The sequence below is a fragment of the Comamonas sp. MYb69 genome, from assembly GCF_037479315.1.
Classification (GTDB): Bacteria; Pseudomonadota; Gammaproteobacteria; order Burkholderiales; family Burkholderiaceae_C; genus Comamonas.
Genome location: NZ_JBBGZG010000002.1, coordinates 71,358 through 85,472 on the forward strand (window position 1 = coordinate 71,358; position 14,115 = coordinate 85,472).

11 protein-coding genes are annotated in these 14,115 nt (G+C 67.5%); 2 read left to right on the top strand and 9 right to left on the bottom strand.

Translation table 11 applies throughout. The annotated features are described in order from the left end of the window. Positions 1-49 precede the first annotated feature (49 nt). Positions 50-1,576, top strand: a complete 1,527-nt coding sequence (locus tag WH303_RS02515; RefSeq protein ID WP_339516745.1) for an aminotransferase-like domain-containing protein — start codon at positions 50-52, stop codon at positions 1,574-1,576. Here the strand turns inward: WH303_RS02515 and WH303_RS02520 are convergent, their stop codons facing one another. From WH303_RS02520 to WH303_RS02530, 3 genes are read right to left on the bottom strand one after another with little or no spacing between them, the layout of a single operon-like run. Beyond that, complete coding sequence (locus WH303_RS02520) at positions 1,577-2,278, bottom strand: response regulator (RefSeq protein ID WP_339516747.1); 702 nt, start codon at positions 2,276-2,278, stop codon at positions 1,577-1,579. Next, entirely contained in the window at positions 2,275-4,275 is a 2,001-nt protein-coding gene (locus tag WH303_RS02525) for a type IV pili methyl-accepting chemotaxis transducer N-terminal domain-containing protein (RefSeq protein ID WP_339516749.1), read from the bottom strand. Before WH303_RS02525 ends, WH303_RS02520 begins: the two co-directional genes overlap by 4 nt. Further along, positions 4,272-4,829, bottom strand: a complete 558-nt coding sequence (locus WH303_RS02530; protein WP_339516751.1) for a hemerythrin domain-containing protein — start codon at positions 4,827-4,829, stop codon at positions 4,272-4,274. The genes WH303_RS02525 and WH303_RS02530 overlap by 4 nt, the downstream gene beginning before the upstream one ends. 133 nt (positions 4,830-4,962) lie before the next feature. Here WH303_RS02530 and WH303_RS02535 point away from each other — a divergent pair, with 133 nt between their 5' ends. Beyond that, positions 4,963-5,169: a DUF3079 domain-containing protein gene (locus tag WH303_RS02535; protein ID WP_339516753.1), complete on the top strand. Its 207-nt coding sequence runs from the start codon at positions 4,963-4,965 to the stop codon at positions 5,167-5,169. Between the two features lie 884 nt (positions 5,170-6,053). On the opposite strand, the gene WH303_RS02540 is transcribed toward WH303_RS02535, so the two are convergent. Genes WH303_RS02540 through WH303_RS02565 form a run of 6 tightly spaced genes read right to left on the bottom strand, consistent with a single transcriptional unit; the run spans position 6,054 to position 14,096 of the window. Continuing rightward, positions 6,054-6,950: a peptidylprolyl isomerase gene (locus WH303_RS02540; RefSeq protein ID WP_339516755.1), complete on the bottom strand. Its 897-nt coding sequence runs from the start codon at positions 6,948-6,950 to the stop codon at positions 6,054-6,056. Beyond that, complete coding sequence (gene narI, locus WH303_RS02545) at positions 6,947-7,669, bottom strand: respiratory nitrate reductase subunit gamma (RefSeq protein WP_339516757.1); 723 nt, start codon at positions 7,667-7,669, stop codon at positions 6,947-6,949. Before narI ends, WH303_RS02540 begins: the two co-directional genes overlap by 4 nt. Before the next feature lie 17 nt (positions 7,670-7,686). Continuing rightward, positions 7,687-8,373, bottom strand: coding sequence for a nitrate reductase molybdenum cofactor assembly chaperone (gene narJ, locus WH303_RS02550; protein WP_339516759.1), 687 nt, complete (start codon positions 8,371-8,373; stop codon positions 7,687-7,689). Between the two features lie 11 nt (positions 8,374-8,384). Continuing rightward, positions 8,385-9,908 (bottom strand): nitrate reductase subunit beta, encoded by a 1,524-nt coding sequence (narH, locus tag WH303_RS02555; RefSeq protein WP_339516761.1) that lies wholly within the window; start codon positions 9,906-9,908, stop codon positions 8,385-8,387. Further along, positions 9,905-10,264, bottom strand: a complete 360-nt coding sequence (locus tag WH303_RS02560; RefSeq protein ID WP_339516763.1) for a cupin domain-containing protein — start codon at positions 10,262-10,264, stop codon at positions 9,905-9,907. Before WH303_RS02560 ends, narH begins: the two co-directional genes overlap by 4 nt. 25 nt (positions 10,265-10,289) lie before the next feature. Further along, the gene (locus tag WH303_RS02565) at positions 10,290-14,096 is read right to left on the bottom strand and encodes a nitrate reductase subunit alpha (protein WP_339516765.1); all 3,807 of its coding nucleotides are present in this window, start codon (positions 14,094-14,096) and stop codon (positions 10,290-10,292) included. Positions 14,097-14,115: the final 19 nt, after the last annotated feature.

Consider the following 14,115-nt stretch of genomic DNA (forward strand, 5'->3'; position numbering starts at 1 on the left):
ACAGTACCGGTACACTTTATCTGGCCAGTTCAAGAATTGGCCTGCTCTTATGACCCAGACACTTTCGCCGACTGCTGATATCGCCGATGTCGCCTATACCGCTGCCCCCAGCCCCAGCGCCCCTCCGCTGGCCGCAGCTGCCTGGGGCTGGCAGCCAGTGCGCACCGGCAGCGCATCGCTGGTCGAGCAGCTGGTGGCGCATTTCAGCGACCGCATCCGCAACCACGGGCTGCGCGCGGGCATGCGCCTGCCGTCGGTGCGGGCGCTGGCCGAGCAGGCGGGGGTAAGCCGCGACACCGTCGTGCAGGCCTATGACCGGCTGGCCGCGCAGGGCCTGGTGCAGTCGCGCCGGGGTGCGGGCTTTTTTGTCTGCGCCCAGCGTGCGCTGGCCGAGGCGGCCGCAGCCCCTGCCGCCAGCCTGGCCCAGGGCGCGGCCTTTGATACCTCCTACCTGCTGCGCGGCATCTTCCGCGAGGATGCCGATGGCTCCGGCCACACCGGCAGCGCCGGCTGCCTGCCCGCCAGCTGGATGGACGAGGGCCTGATCAGCGGCGCGCTGCGCACCATCCTGAAGCAGGGCCTGCGTGCCGAGCGCAGCCTGCTGGGCTATGGCCTGCCCCAGGGCCTGGCGCCGCTGCGCCGCCAGATCGCATCGACCTTGCAGGCCCAGGAAGTACCCGCCCATCCCGAGACCCAGTTGATGACGGTGAGCGGCGTCACCCACGGGCTGGACCTGATCGTGCGCTGCTTTCTGCAGCCCGGCGACACCGTGCTGGTCGAGGACCCGGGCTGGTTCCTGATCTTTGGCCGCCTCAACACCATGGGGGTCAACGTGGTGGGGGTGCCGCGCCTGCCCGGCGGCCCCGATGTGCAGGCGCTGCAGGCACTGGCCGCGCAGCACCAGCCCAAGCTCTTCATTCTCAACACCGCCGTGCACAACCCCACCGGGCTGAGCCTGTCGGCCGGCGTGGCGCACGAGGTGCTGCGCATTGCCGAGCGGCATGATTTTCTGCTGGTCGAGGACGACACCTATTCTGAGTACCTGGGCAATATGCCCTTGCGCCTGGCGGCCATGGACCGGCTGCAGCGCGTGCTGCTGGTGGGGGGTTACTCCAAAACGCTGTCGGGCGGCTTGCGCGTGGGCTATGTGGCCGCGCGCCCCGAGTTCATCCACCAGCTGACCGATCTGAAGCTGCTGGGGGGCCTGACCTCGGCGCTGCCCAGCGAGCAGATCGTGCACCGCATCCTGGCCGATGGCAGCTACCGCAAGCATGTGGACCGGCTGCGCGAGCGGGTGGACAAGGCGCGCCACCGCTGCCTGCGCCAGCTCGAAGCGCTGGGCTGCCACGCGGTGCATGAGCCGGTCGCCGGCACCTTCGCCTGGGTGGACTGCGGTATGGATTCGGAACTGCTGGCGCGCCAGGCCAGCGAGCATGGCCTGCTGCTGGCGCCTGGCGTGCTGTTCTCGCCACGCCAGGCGCCGTCGAGCTTGCTGCGCATCTCGGTGGCGATGGCCGAGCAACCGGCGGCCTGGCAGACCTTGGCCCTGCTGCTGGAGCGCCACCGGGGCGCTTGATCAGACCCCTGAACGCCCGCGCCCCTCGGTCAGCAGCACCGCGGCCTGCACGCGCGATGACAGGCCCAGCTTGCGCAGAATGTGCTGCACATGGATCTTCACCGTCGTCTCGGCAATCGCCAGGCTGCGCGCAATCTCCTTGTTGCTGGCACCGTCGGCAATTTCGCGCAGGATCTCCAGCTCGCGCGGCGACAGCTGCTCCAGCGGGTCGGCCGGCTCGGGCATGGCCGGCGGCGCCGCAGCCGGCTCCAGCGGCCGGTTTTGCAGGGCGCTCACCAGCTTGTCGGTCATCTCCATGCTCACCGTCGATTGGCCGCGCAGCGCGCGCTCGATCGCGGCCACCAGCACCTCGCTGTCGGCCGTCTTGAGCAGGTAGCCCTGGGCGCCGCGCTGCAAGGCCAGCGCCAGCGTGCCCGCGTCTTCGCTGGCGGTGAGCACCAGCACCCGCGCCGCTGGCGCTGCTGCGCGCAGGTCCGGCAACAGGTCCACGCCGCTCACGCCCGGCATATGGTGGTCCAGCAGCACCACATCGGGCTGCAGCTGCGCGGCCTGGCGCAGCGCCTCGCCCGCATCGCCGGCCTCGGCCACCACCTGCAGCTGCGGCTGGGCGGCCAGCAGCGCGATCACACCGCGCCGAAAAAGCGGATGGTCGTCCACCACCAGCAGGCGTATCGCGGGGGTAGGCGCTTGCGCTGCCGTCATGCGGGGCTCCTGGAGGTGGCAAGGGTTACGGCCGTGGGCGGCTGAAATGTCGGTAGGGGCTGCAGGGTTTGCAGAGGCTGCAAGCGGGGCAGGCTCAGGCGCACGCAGGTGCCGGCCCCGGGGACGGAATGGATCTCCAGGCTGGCGCCAATGCCAGCAGCGCGCTCGCGCATGATGCGCAGGCCCACATGGGTTTCATCCAGCGCCAGGGCGGCCTGCGCCATGCCCTGGCCATCGTCGCGCACCTCCACCGCCCACTGCGGGCCTTGCTCCACCTCCACCCACACCTGGCTGGCCTGCGCATGCTTGCGCACATTGGACAGCGCCTCCTGCACCACATGCAGCACCTGCACCTGCACATCGGGCGGCAGTGCCATGCCTTCGCCGGCAATCTGCAGCTGCGCGGGCAGGCCGGTCTGGTGCTCGAACTTGGTCAAGGTGGTGCGCAGCGCAGGCACGATGTCCTCGGCATTGGTACGGGTGCGAAAGTGCAGCAGCAGCTCACGCACATCGGACAGGCTTTCGCGGATGCCGGTATCGAGCTCGCCCAAGGTTGCCTGTACGCGCGCGCCATCCGGGGGCAGCCGTGCCATGTCGCTGCGCAACAGCCCCGCCTGGATCTTCAAGAACGCCAGGCTCTGCGCGATGGAGTCGTGCAGCTCGCGCGCCAGCAGACCGCGCTCGTCGGCCACCGCCGCTTCGCGTTGCAAGGCGTCGGCGCGCAGGCCCTCCATGCCGCCGGCCAGGTGGCTGGCCAACGCATCGAGCAGCGCGCGGTCATCGGGCGCCAACGTGGTCGCATCGCGAAAAAACAGGTCCACTTCGCCCACCATGCGCTCATGCAGCCGCACCGGCACGCTCAGCACGCTGACAAAGCCAGCCCGCCGACATTGCCCGGCATCCACCCGGCCGGCCGCTGCCGGCACGCCACGGCGCCAGTCCTCCAGTGCCACCAGCTGGGTCTGCGCCTGGGCCTGGGGCTGGCCGCAAAAGCAGTCACCGGTGGGCAGGCAGTGCTCGGCATCGGCCATCTCCTCGGGCAGCCCTTCGGATGCGAGCAGCACATAGCGGCGGTTGTGCTCGTCCGACCAGCGCAGCGCGACCGCATCGGCCTGCGCCGTCTTGCGCATCTGGGCCGCAAAGCCCTGGGCCAGCACCGGCAGCGCATCGGCGCGCGCCACCAGCGCGGCAGCCTCGTACAGCACCGCCAGGCGGGCGCGTTCGGCCTGCAGGTGTTCGGTCTTTTGCTGCACGCGGCGCTCCAGGCTGGCATACAGGTCCTGCAGGCGCACCGCCATGCGGTTGAAGCCCCGCGCCAGCGCACCAAACTCATCGCCGCCATCGGCTGGCACCCGCACCGACAAATCGCCCGCCTCCACCTGGGCCAGGGCCGTCTGCAGCCGCGCCAGCGGCCCAAACACCAGCAGCTGCGCCGCATACAGCAGCGCCAGCGCGGCAGCAATGGCCAGCGCCATCATCACGAACTGGGCGGTGTTGAGCCAGGTCGTCCAGCGCGCCAGTTGCTGCTCGATGCGGCCGACCAGCTGGTCCACCTCACCGACGAAGCTCTGCGCCTGCTGGGCCGTGACCTCGGCCTGCACCACATGGCTGCCAGTCACCGGCTGCTGCCAGGCTGCGCGCAGCCGCTGCCAGCGTTGCTGCACGGCTTGCAGGGCGGCACGCGAGGCCGTATCGCGCGGCACCGACAGCGGCCGGGCGGCATCGCCCTTTTCCAGCAAGGCCAGGCTGGTGTCGAGCTGGCCGATCAGCAAGGCCAGGCGCTGCGGGCTCGCCTCCGGCAAGGCCTGCGCCAGCTGCCAGGTCTGCATGCGCATGCGCCCCGCTTCATTGACCGCCGCAGCCCCCCCTTCGAGCGACCAGGTCAGCCGCAAGGTCAGGCCAATCGCGACCAGCGCCATCAGCAGCAGCGCGCAACCAATGGCGCCGATCTTGACGGCCAGCGGCCGCTGGCGTGCTGGCTGCAGTTCCCCTTTCATGGCCCCGCCTCCGGGTAACGCACCCCGCGCCGCTGCGCCATCTCGCGCCCCATGGCGGCTTGCACGGCAGGCTCCAATTGCGCTTGCGCGCTGGGGTAGGCCTGCGTCTCCTCTGCCGCGATATGGCGCGTATAGACCTCGGCAAAATCCGCCCAGCGGCGCCGGGCCGCCACCAGCGCCTCGCCCGTCGGTGCATGGCCTGCTTGCACTGCCTGCAGATCCGCCCGTATCGCCGGCCACAGCGCCTCCATCTGCCGGTGCTCGGCCTGCAGCTGGTCGGCCAGCGCGCCCTGCCCCGCCGCCCGCAGTACGGGCAGCACATGCTGCTCTTCATCCTGGTGGTGCAAGGGCGCCGCCAGGTCAAAGTAGCGCTGCACATCAGCCGCCGCATCGCGCGCCTGGCCCTGCGCATCGCCGCCGCCCTGCTCGGCCAGGTAGGCACCCAGGCGGCCCAACAGATCCAGGCTGCGCGCCACCCGGCCGTGGCAGGCCTGCAGCATGCCGAAAGGCTCGTCAAAGCCTGCTGTGGGTGGGGTGTTCAGGAGCTGTGTCACAGCCTCTATTTTCGCTGCCCATCGCTGGCTGTGCGTTGCGGTGTACGCCAAGCATGATCCAGGTCAAATTCTGCTGACTGGCGCAGGCGCACAGTGGTGCGGTACTGCTATATCTTTGCCCTGTTAGCTCTTTATGGCCAAAAGTTTTCCTATCCATCCTGCGCATCCGGAGCGGACTTGCTGGGGGTGTGACCGTTATTGCGCTGCGTCGTCCATGGCTTGTGGCAATGGATCGGAGCGGTCGGCGCACCCGGTGGAGTTGTTTGGGCCCGATTGGGCGGAGTGGGATCCTTTGGCTTCTCAGCCTGCTGAGGGTGATGGTCTGCCAGGGCAGTCCTGATGGTTCGGCCAGCGGTCGGCATTCCATCGCTCTTGGCCATGCAGCCTTCTGCTGTGGCCTTCAGGCCGGAGGCCGGTTTTCGCCCGGCAGGCGACTCACTTTCTTGCTCGTGCAAGAAAGTAAGCAAAGAAACACGCCCCTACCGTCTGCGACCCCTTCGCTGCGCTGCGGGGCAACCTGTGGTGTGACGTTTGCGGTCTGCGCCGTGGAACTCACTCCGCGCCAAGGCGCTTCGTTCAAACAGCCACGGCGAGTCAGTTCACGAAGCATGCGCGCTTAGGCGCGCATGCCAGCCCGCAAACGCCCCACCACAGGCGCATACAGAAGGGGGGATACCCCGATGCCGAGCGCAGCGATGGCTCGCAGGTTGTCGGGCCCCTTCTGTCCGTGCCGAGAAGCACAGGCCCAGGGGCGGGCGTGTGCCGAAGGACACACGCTTCGTAAACATGCTTGCCGCATCTGTTTGAACGGAGCGCCCTGGCGCGTAGTGAGTTATGCGGCACGCCCCTGGGCCGAGCATCGCAGGTTGCCCCGCAGCGCAGCGAAGGGGACACGGACAGCAGGGGCGCACTTCTTTTGCTTACTTTTCTTTGGTCCGGCACTCCGGTGCGAGCAAGAAAAGTGAGTCGGCTGCCGGACGAAATCCGGCTTCTGTCCTTCAACAACAGAAGAAGTAGAAACCAGCCGCTGTGGCCAACGCTTCTCCATTAACTCGGCAATACCGTGCGATGGTCGGCCTTCCATCGCTCTTAGCCATGCAGGCTCCTGCTTTGGCCTTCAGGCCGGAGGCCGGTTTTCTCCCGGCCTCTGTCCTTAAACAAAAAGCAGGCGGTTAACAAAGAGCCGACGGTGAGACATAGCCAAGCGGCAATCAAACAAGCGAGCTACTGCACCAAAGGCGTCTCCGCCCCTTCCAAATCCACCCCCACCACCAGCGCCCGCCCCGCCAACAACCGCAAATACTGCGACAAGCCCGTCGCAAAACTCTGCTGCCGCAACTGCTGCAACACAGCGGCCCGCACCTGCTCATAAGGCGGCACGGTGCCCGCCTCGCGCTCCTGCACCTCTACCACATGCAGCCCAAAGCGGCTGTGCACCAGGCGCGGCAACACCCCCACCTCGGCATGGCCGAAAAGCTCGCGGGAAAATTCGGGGGCGCAGTCTTCGATGCGCAGCCAGCCCAGCTGGCCGCCCTGCGCGCCGCTGGGGCAGTTGCTGCTGGTGCTGGCAGCGGCGGCAAAGCGGTCGCCAGCGGCCTGCTCTTGCGGGGTGGCGCTGCGCACATCCAGCAGGCAGGCCTCGGCGCGCTGGCGCAAGGCGTTGATGTCGACGCCGGGCGTCACCGCAAAGAGCACATGGCGTGCCCGCACGCGCTCGCCCCGGGCGTAGCGGGCGGCATGCGCCTGGTAGTGGCGGCGGCCGGCGCTGTCGTCGGGCTCGGGCAGTTGCAGCTCGGCGTCCAGCAGCTGCTCGATGGCGCTGCCGGCCGCTTCGCTGATGGCGCCGGCGCGGGGCACCGGGTCGTCGGCAGCGAGCAGGCCCTGGGCCTGGGCGGCCTGGCGCAGCAGCTCGGTGCAGGCGCGCTGGCGCAGCTCCATCGGGTCCAGCAACTCGTCGGCATCGCACAGCGCAATGCCGTTGACCTGGGCAGCAGCCAGCGCATCGCGCGGGGCGCCCAGCGGCGCCTCGATGCGGGGCAGGCTGGGGGCGGCGGGGCTGTCCTGGCAGCTGCAGGCTGCGCTGCCGCAGCCACCGGTGGGGGTGTGCAGATCGGCGTTCATGGGCGGCCTCCTGGCTGCTTGCTGGGCAGGTTCAGACGGCGCGCGCGCACCAGCTGGTAGGGCCGGGCCAGGTAGGCCACGGAGGCGAAGCCGCTCCAGACATGCACCAGGCGGCTGAAGGGGAAGAGCAGGAAGATTGTCATGCCCAGCACCATGTGCACCTTGAACGGCCAGTCCAGCGCCACCAGGCCTGCCGCATCGGGGCGGAAGGTGACGATGCGCTGGGCCCAGTCGGCCAGCACCAGCATGGCATGGGCATCGGCCCGGTGCGAGAACGAGGCGGGCAAGGTCGCCAGGCCCAGCACCAGCTGCACCCACAGGATGATGAGGATGGCCAGATCGGTGCGGTGGCTGGTGCGGCGGATGCGCGGATCGGCAATGCGGCGGTGCAGCAGCAGGCTCAGGCCAATAAAGCAGACCAGGCCGGCGGTGCCGCCGGAGATGATGGCCAGCATCTGCTTTTGCGGCGCGGTGATCAGCCACTCATACATGAAGTGCGGCGTGAGCAGGCCCACCGTGTGGCCGAACAGCAGGAACAGAATGCCGATATGGAACAGGTTGCTGCCCCAGCGCAGCTGACCGGCGCGCAGCATCTGCGAGGAGTCGCTCTTCCAGGTGTACTGGTCGCGGTCAAAGCGCGCCAGGCTCCCCATCAGAAAGACGGCCAGGCAGATGTAGGGATAGACATTAAACAGGAAGTTGTGCAATGCAATGGGCATGGCGGTCTCCTCGGGGTTCAGCGGGCCGCGCCAGCGGGTGGCTGGCGCCGCGTGATGTGGATGGGTTGGGCGCTGCCCGGTGCGGCCTGGCCCTGGCTGTTGCAGCCGCCAAAGGCGGCGGGCTCTTCCCAGCTTGCGTCCAGCGGCTCGTCGGCGGGCAGCGGCGCAGCGGGGGTGTCGGCCACCAGCGGCTGGCCGGCCAGATCGAGCACGGCCGACACGACGGCGGCGTAGTCGCTGTGCCGGCGGCCGAGCGCCGCGGCGATGGATTGCAGGATGTGCGCAAACTCACCGATGAAGGCGCGCGCCTCCAAGGTCGGCTGGGTGGAGGCGAACTCCAGCAGCACGGTCATGTGGTCGGGCAGCTCGGCAGGGTCGAGCAGCAGGCCGGCCTGCTCATAGGTCTGGACCAAGTCGACCATCGCCGGGCCCCGGTCGCGCGAGTCGCCATGCACATGCTCGAACAGGTGCAGCGCAGTGCCACGGCCCCGGTCAAACAGGTCCACATAGATGGCCTCGGCATCCATGCCTTCGGCCAGCAGGCGGTCCATCAATGCGTCCAGCTCGCTGCGGCGCACATGGCCCAGCGCGTTTTCGGCGTTGAGCGCCGTGTGGATGTCGACCAGGTGGCCGCGCATCGCGGCGTCGGGGTAGCGCAGCAGGTGGGCCAGTGCGCGCAAGGTAAAGCTGATGCTGTCTTTCATGTCGTCTCTCCTCAGAGGCTCGCCTGGATCGGGATGGTGCGTTTTTTCTCGCTGCCGAACAGGCTGGTGTCGGTCACGCCTTCGCTGCAACCATTGCCAAACGAGAAGCCGCAGCCGCCGCGCACATTGAAGGCGTTCTCGGCGTATTCGCGGTGCGTGGTGGGGATCACAAAGCGGTCCTCGTAATTGGCAATGGCCATGGTCCGGTACATCTCCTCGGCCTGGGCCACCGACAGCTGGGCCTGCTGCAGAGCGGCCTCGTTGGGCAGGCCATCGACATGCTTGCCGCGCTGATAGGCGCGCATGGCCAGCATGCGCTCCAGCGCGCGCACCACCGGCACCGTGTCGCCTGCGGTGAGCAGGTTGGCCAGGTACTTGACGGGGATGCGCAGCTGGTTCACATCGGGCAGCTCGCCATTGGCGCTCACATGGCCGGCCTGGGCGGCGGCGGTGATCGGCGACAGCGGCGGCACATACCAGACCATCGGCAAGGTGCGGTACTCGGGGTGCAGCGGCAGGGCCACCTGCCAGTCCACCGCCATCTTGTAGACGGGGCTGTTGCGGGCCGCGATCAGCCATGCCTCGGGGATGCCATCGGCCCGCGCCTGGGCGATCACCGCCGGGTCGTGGGGGTCGAGGAAGATATCGAGCTGGGCCTGGTACAGGTCCTTGTCCTGGGTGACACTGGCCGCTGCTTCAATGCGGTCTGCGTCATACAGCAGCACACCCAGGTAGCGGATGCGGCCCACGCAGGTTTCGGAGCAGACGGTGGGCTGGCCCGCCTCGATGCGCGGGTAGCAGAAGATGCACTTCTCGGCCTTGCCGCTTTTCCAGTTGTAGTAGATCTTCTTGTAGGGGCAGCCCGAGACGCACATGCGCCAGCCCCGGCATTTGTCCTGGTCGATCAGCACAATGCCGTCTTCCTCGCGCTTGTAGATGCTGCCGCTGGGGCAGCTGGCCACGCAGGCGGGGTTGAGGCAGTGCTCGCACAGGCGCGGCAGGTACATCATGAAGGTGTTCTCGAACTGACCGTAGATGTCCTTTTGCACCTCGTCGAAGTTCACATCCTTGCTGCGCTTGCTGAACTCGCCGCCCAGGATCTCTTCCCAGTTCGGGCCCCAGACGATCTTGTCCATGCGCTGGCCGGTGATCAGGCTGCGCGGCCGGGCCGTGGGCGCGGCCTTCATCTCCTTGGCAGTTTGCAGGTGCTCGTAATCGAAGGTAAAGGGCTCGTAGTAGTCGTCGATCTCGGGCAGGTTGGGGTTGGCGAAGATCTTCATCAACAGCTGCCATTTGCCACCCTGGCGCGGCGCAATGGAGCCATCGGCCTTGCGGACCCAGCCGCCATTCCAGCGCTCCTGGTTTTCCCATTCCTTGGGGTAGCCGATGCCGGGTTTGGTCTCGACGTTGTTGAACCAGGCGTACTCGACGCCGGGGCGGTTGGTCCAGACGTTCTTGCAGGTGACGCTGCAGGTATGGCAGCCGATGCATTTGTCCAGGTTCAGGACCATGCCGATTTGTGCGCGAACCTTCATGTTGGGTTCTCCGTGGGGGTTGGTGTGGGGGTCGGTGCGAAAAGCAGGACCAGGGCCGAGGCGGCCTCCTGGGCATGCACGGCGTGGGGCTCGCCCGCGGCGATATGGCAGCAGTCACCGGGCGCCATGGCCAGCTGGCGGGCCATGGTCTCGAACAGGAACTGCCCCTCGATGCACTGGATCACCATGCGCTCTGGCACCTGGTGGCGCTGCAGCGACTGGCCGGCCTGCAGCACCAGGCGGAAGATCTGCAGATCGCCATCGCGCACCAAGGTGTACGAGCGCGACTCGCCCAGCGCGGCCGCCAGGGGCCGCGCCGAGAAGATGGCGCCAGCAGGGGTGTGGGTCAGTGCCATGGCGGGGACTCCTTTTGCGCGGCGCTCAGGGGTTCTCGCCCTGGGCCTGGTAGGCGGCGGCCAGGTGGTCATCGCGCGGCGTGTCCAGCCAGTCCACCTTGGCCATCTTGCGCACCACGACGAACTCGTCGCGGTTGGTGCCGATGGTGCCGTAGTAGTTGAAGCCGTAGCTGTACTGCGCGTAGCCGCCAATCATGTGCGTGGGTTTGAGCACAATGCGCGTAACCGAGTTGTGGATACCGCCGCGCACCCCGGTGATCTCGCTGCCGGGCGTGTTGATGATCTTCTCCTGCGCGTGGTACATCATCACCATGCCGGGCTTGACCCGCTGGCTGACGACCGCCCGCACGGCAACGGCGCCGTTGAGGTTGAACATCTCCATCCAGTCGTTGTCCTCGATGCCAGCGCGCTGGGCGTCCTCCTCGCTGATCCAGGCCACCGGCCCACCCCGGTTGAGCGTGAGCATCAACAGGTTGTCGGTATAGGTGCTGTGGATGCCCCATTTCTGGTGCGGCGTGATGAAGTTCAGCTGGATCTCGGGGTGGCCATTGGGCTGGATGCCCTGCATGCCGGCCGTGGCCTTCATGTCCACCGGCGGACGGTAGCTGGAGAAGCCCTCGCCAAAGGCCACCATCCAGGGGTGGTCCTGGTAGAACTGCTGGCGGCCGGTGAGGGTGCGCCATGGGATCAGCTCATGCACATTGGTGTAGCCGGCGTTGTAGCTGACGGTCTCGCTCTCGATGCCGCTCCAGGTGGGCGAGCTGATGATCTTGCGCGGCTGCGCCTGGATGTCGCGGTAGCGGATCTTCTCGTCCTCGCGGTAGATCGCCAGGTGCTTGTGCGCGCGGCCCGTCACCTTCTCCAGCGCCTCCCAGGCTTTCACCGCCACATGGCCATTGGTCTCCGGGGCCAGCTGCAAGATGGTCTCGCAGGCGTCGATGTCGCTGACGATGCGCGGGCGCCCCTCGGTCACGCCCGGCTCGGTGGTCAGGCCATTCAACTGGCCCAGCTGCTCGACCTCGGTGCCGGTCTGCCAGCCAATGCCCTTGCCGCCATTGCCCAGCTGGTCCATCAGCGGGCCCAGTGCGGTAAAGCGCTTGTAGGTGTTGGGGTAGTCGCGCTCCACCACGCTGACCTGCGGCGCGGTCTTGCCGGGGATCAGCGCGCATTCGCCCTTTTTCCACTCGGCCACGCCATAGGGCTGGGCCAGCTCGGCGGGGGTGTCGTGCATCAGCGGGGTCAGCACGGTGTCGCGCTCCACGCCCAGGTGGCCCACGCAGACCTCGCTGAAGGACTGGGCAAAGCCCTTGTAGATCTCCCAGTCCGAGCGCGATTCCCACACCGGATCGACCGCTGCCGACAGCGGGTGGATGAAGGGGTGCATGTCGCTGGTGTTGAGGTCGTTCTTCTCGTACCAGCTGGCCGTGGGCAGCACGATGTCCGAGTACAGACAGGTAGTGCTCATGCGGAAGTCCAGGGTGACCAGCAGATCGAGCTTGCCCTGGGGCGCATCGACATGCCAGGTCACCTCTTCGGGCTTGGCGTCATCCGGGCCCAGGTCCTTGCCCTGCACGCCGTTGTCGGTGCCCAGCAGGTGCTTGCAGAAATATTCATGGCCCTTGCCGCTGGAGCCCAGCAGGTTGCTACGCCACACAAACAGGTTGCGCGGCCAGTTCTCGGGCGCGTCGGGGTCTTCGCAGCTCATCGCCAGGCTGCCGCTTTTGAGGCCCTGGGCCACATAGTCGCGCGGCGCCAGGTTGGCGGCATCGGCGGCGGCTGCTATCGACAAGGGGTTGGTCTTGAGCTGCGGCGCGCTGGGCAGCCAGCCCATGCGCTCGGCGCGCACGTTGTAGTCGATCATGCTGCCGCCGTACTGGCTGCGGTCGGCCAGCGGGCTGACGATCTCTTCAAGGCCGAGCTTCTCATAGCGCCACTGGTCGGTGTGGGCGTAGAAGAAGCTGGTCGAGTTCTGCTGGCGTGGTGGGCGTGCCCAATCGAGCGCAAAGGCCAGCGCGGTCCAGCCGGTCTGGGGGCGCAGCTTTTCCTGGCCCACATAGTGCGACCAGCCGCCGCCGCTTTGGCCCACGCAGCCGCAGAGCATCAGCAGGTTGATAACGCCCCGGTAGTTCATGTCGCAGTGGTACCAGTGGTTCATCGCCGCGCCGATGATGACCATGGACTTGCCCTGGGTCTTGTCGGCATTGGCGGCAAACTCGCGCGCCACCATCGTGATCTGCTCGCGCGGCACGCCGGTGATGCTCTCGGCCCAGGCGGGCGTGTAGGCGGCATCGTCGCCGTAGCTGGCAGCGCCGCTGCCCAGCCCCCGGTTGATGCCGTATTGCGCGGCCTGCAGGTCGAACACGGTGGCCACCAGGGCCTCGTGGTACTCACCATCGCTGCCCAGGCGCAGGCGCACGGCCGGCACCTTGGCGCGGCTCACATCGCCTTGCTGTTCGTTGGCGGTGAAATGCGGCGTGGCAATGCCGCCAAAGTAGGGAAAGCCGACATCGACAATCTCATGGGCCTGGCTGCCGTCTTCCAGCACCGAGAGCTTGAGGGTGACCTCGTCGCCATGGCGCGCTTCCTTGGACTCCAGGTTCCACTTGCCCGCGTCATCGCGGCCCTCGGCGCCCCAGCGAAAGCCGATGGAGCCATGGGGCAGCACGGCGCGGCCCTGGCTGTCAAAGGCCATGGTCTTCCACTCGGGGTTGTTGTCCTGGCCGAGCTTGCCGTTGAAATCGCTGGCGCGCAGGTAGCGGCCAGGCACCTGCACCACGCTGCCATCGGCCAGGGTCTTGCTCTCGAGCAGCACCAGCATCGGCAGGTCGGTGTAGCGGCGCGCGTAGCCGTCAAAGTATTCGCTGCGCTTGTCGAAGTAGAACTCCTTGAACGCCACATGGCCCATGGCCATCGCCAGCGCCGCATCGGTGCCCTGCTTGGGGTGCAGCCAGACATCGGAGAGCTTGGCCACCTCGCTGTAGTCGGGGGTCACGGCCACCGTCTTGGCGCCCTTGTAGCGCACCTCGGTGAAGAAGTGGGCATCGGGCGTGCGCGTCTGCGGCACGTTCGAGCCCCAGGCAATGATGTAGCTGCTGTTGTACCAGTCGGCCGATTCGGGCACGTCGGTCTGCTCGCCCCAGACCTGGGGGCTGGCCGGTGGCAGGTCGCAGTACCAGTCGTAAAAGCTCATGCAGACGCCACCGATCAGGCTCAGGTAGCGGCTGCCGGCCGCGTAGCTGACCATGCTCATCGCCGGGATGGGCGAGAAGCCGATGATGCGGTCGGGCCCGTGTTGCTTGATGGTGTAGACGTTCGCAGCGGCCACCAGCTGGTTGACCTCGTCCCAGGTCGAGCGCACAAAGCCGCCCAGGCCACGCACCTGCTGGTAGTCGCGGCGTGCGGCATCGTCCTGCGCAATCAGGGCCCAGGCATCGACCGGCGTTTTGGCCACCTGGAGCGCAGCGCGCCAGCGCTCGAGCAAGCGGCCCCGCACCATCGGGTACTTGACCCGGTTGGCGCTGTACAGATACCAGCTGTAGCTCGCACCCCGGGCGCAGCCGCGCGGCTCATGGTTGGGCATGTCCCAGCGCGTGCGCGGGTAGTCGGTCTGCTGGGTTTCCCAGGTGACGATGCCGCCTTTGACATAGATCTTCCAGGAGCAGGAGCCCGTGCAGTTGACGCCATGGGTGCTGCGCACGATCTTGTCATGCGCCCAGCGGGCGCGGTAGGCGTCCTCCCAGGTGCGGTCTTCGCCGGTGGTGCGGCCGTGGCCGCCGGCAAAGCTCTCCTTGGGCAGGCGAAAGTGGGTGAGTCGGTCGAGGAAATGGCTCATAACGGTTCTCTTTCTCGTG

Excerpts from the sequence above, each read along its gene's own strand:
- WH303_RS02515 (WP_339516745.1), top strand. The coding sequence starts at position 50 with ATGACCCAGACACTTTCGCCGACTGCTGATATCGCCGATGTCGCCTAT.
- WH303_RS02520 (WP_339516747.1), bottom strand. The coding sequence starts at position 2,278 with ATGACGGCAGCGCAAGCGCCTACCCCCGCGATACGCCTGCTGGTGGTG.
- WH303_RS02525 (WP_339516749.1), bottom strand. The coding sequence starts at position 4,275 with ATGAAAGGGGAACTGCAGCCAGCACGCCAGCGGCCGCTGGCCGTCAAG.
- WH303_RS02535 (WP_339516753.1), top strand. The coding sequence starts at position 4,963 with ATGGCCAAAAGTTTTCCTATCCATCCTGCGCATCCGGAGCGGACTTGC.
- WH303_RS02540 (WP_339516755.1), bottom strand. The coding sequence starts at position 6,950 with ATGAACGCCGATCTGCACACCCCCACCGGTGGCTGCGGCAGCGCAGCC.
- narI (WP_339516757.1), bottom strand. The coding sequence starts at position 7,669 with ATGCCCATTGCATTGCACAACTTCCTGTTTAATGTCTATCCCTACATC.
- narJ (WP_339516759.1), bottom strand. The coding sequence starts at position 8,373 with ATGAAAGACAGCATCAGCTTTACCTTGCGCGCACTGGCCCACCTGCTG.
- narH (WP_339516761.1), bottom strand. The coding sequence starts at position 9,908 with ATGAAGGTTCGCGCACAAATCGGCATGGTCCTGAACCTGGACAAATGC.
- WH303_RS02560 (WP_339516763.1), bottom strand. The coding sequence starts at position 10,264 with ATGGCACTGACCCACACCCCTGCTGGCGCCATCTTCTCGGCGCGGCCC.
- WH303_RS02565 (WP_339516765.1), bottom strand. The coding sequence starts at position 14,096 with ATGAGCCATTTCCTCGACCGACTCACCCACTTTCGCCTGCCCAAGGAG.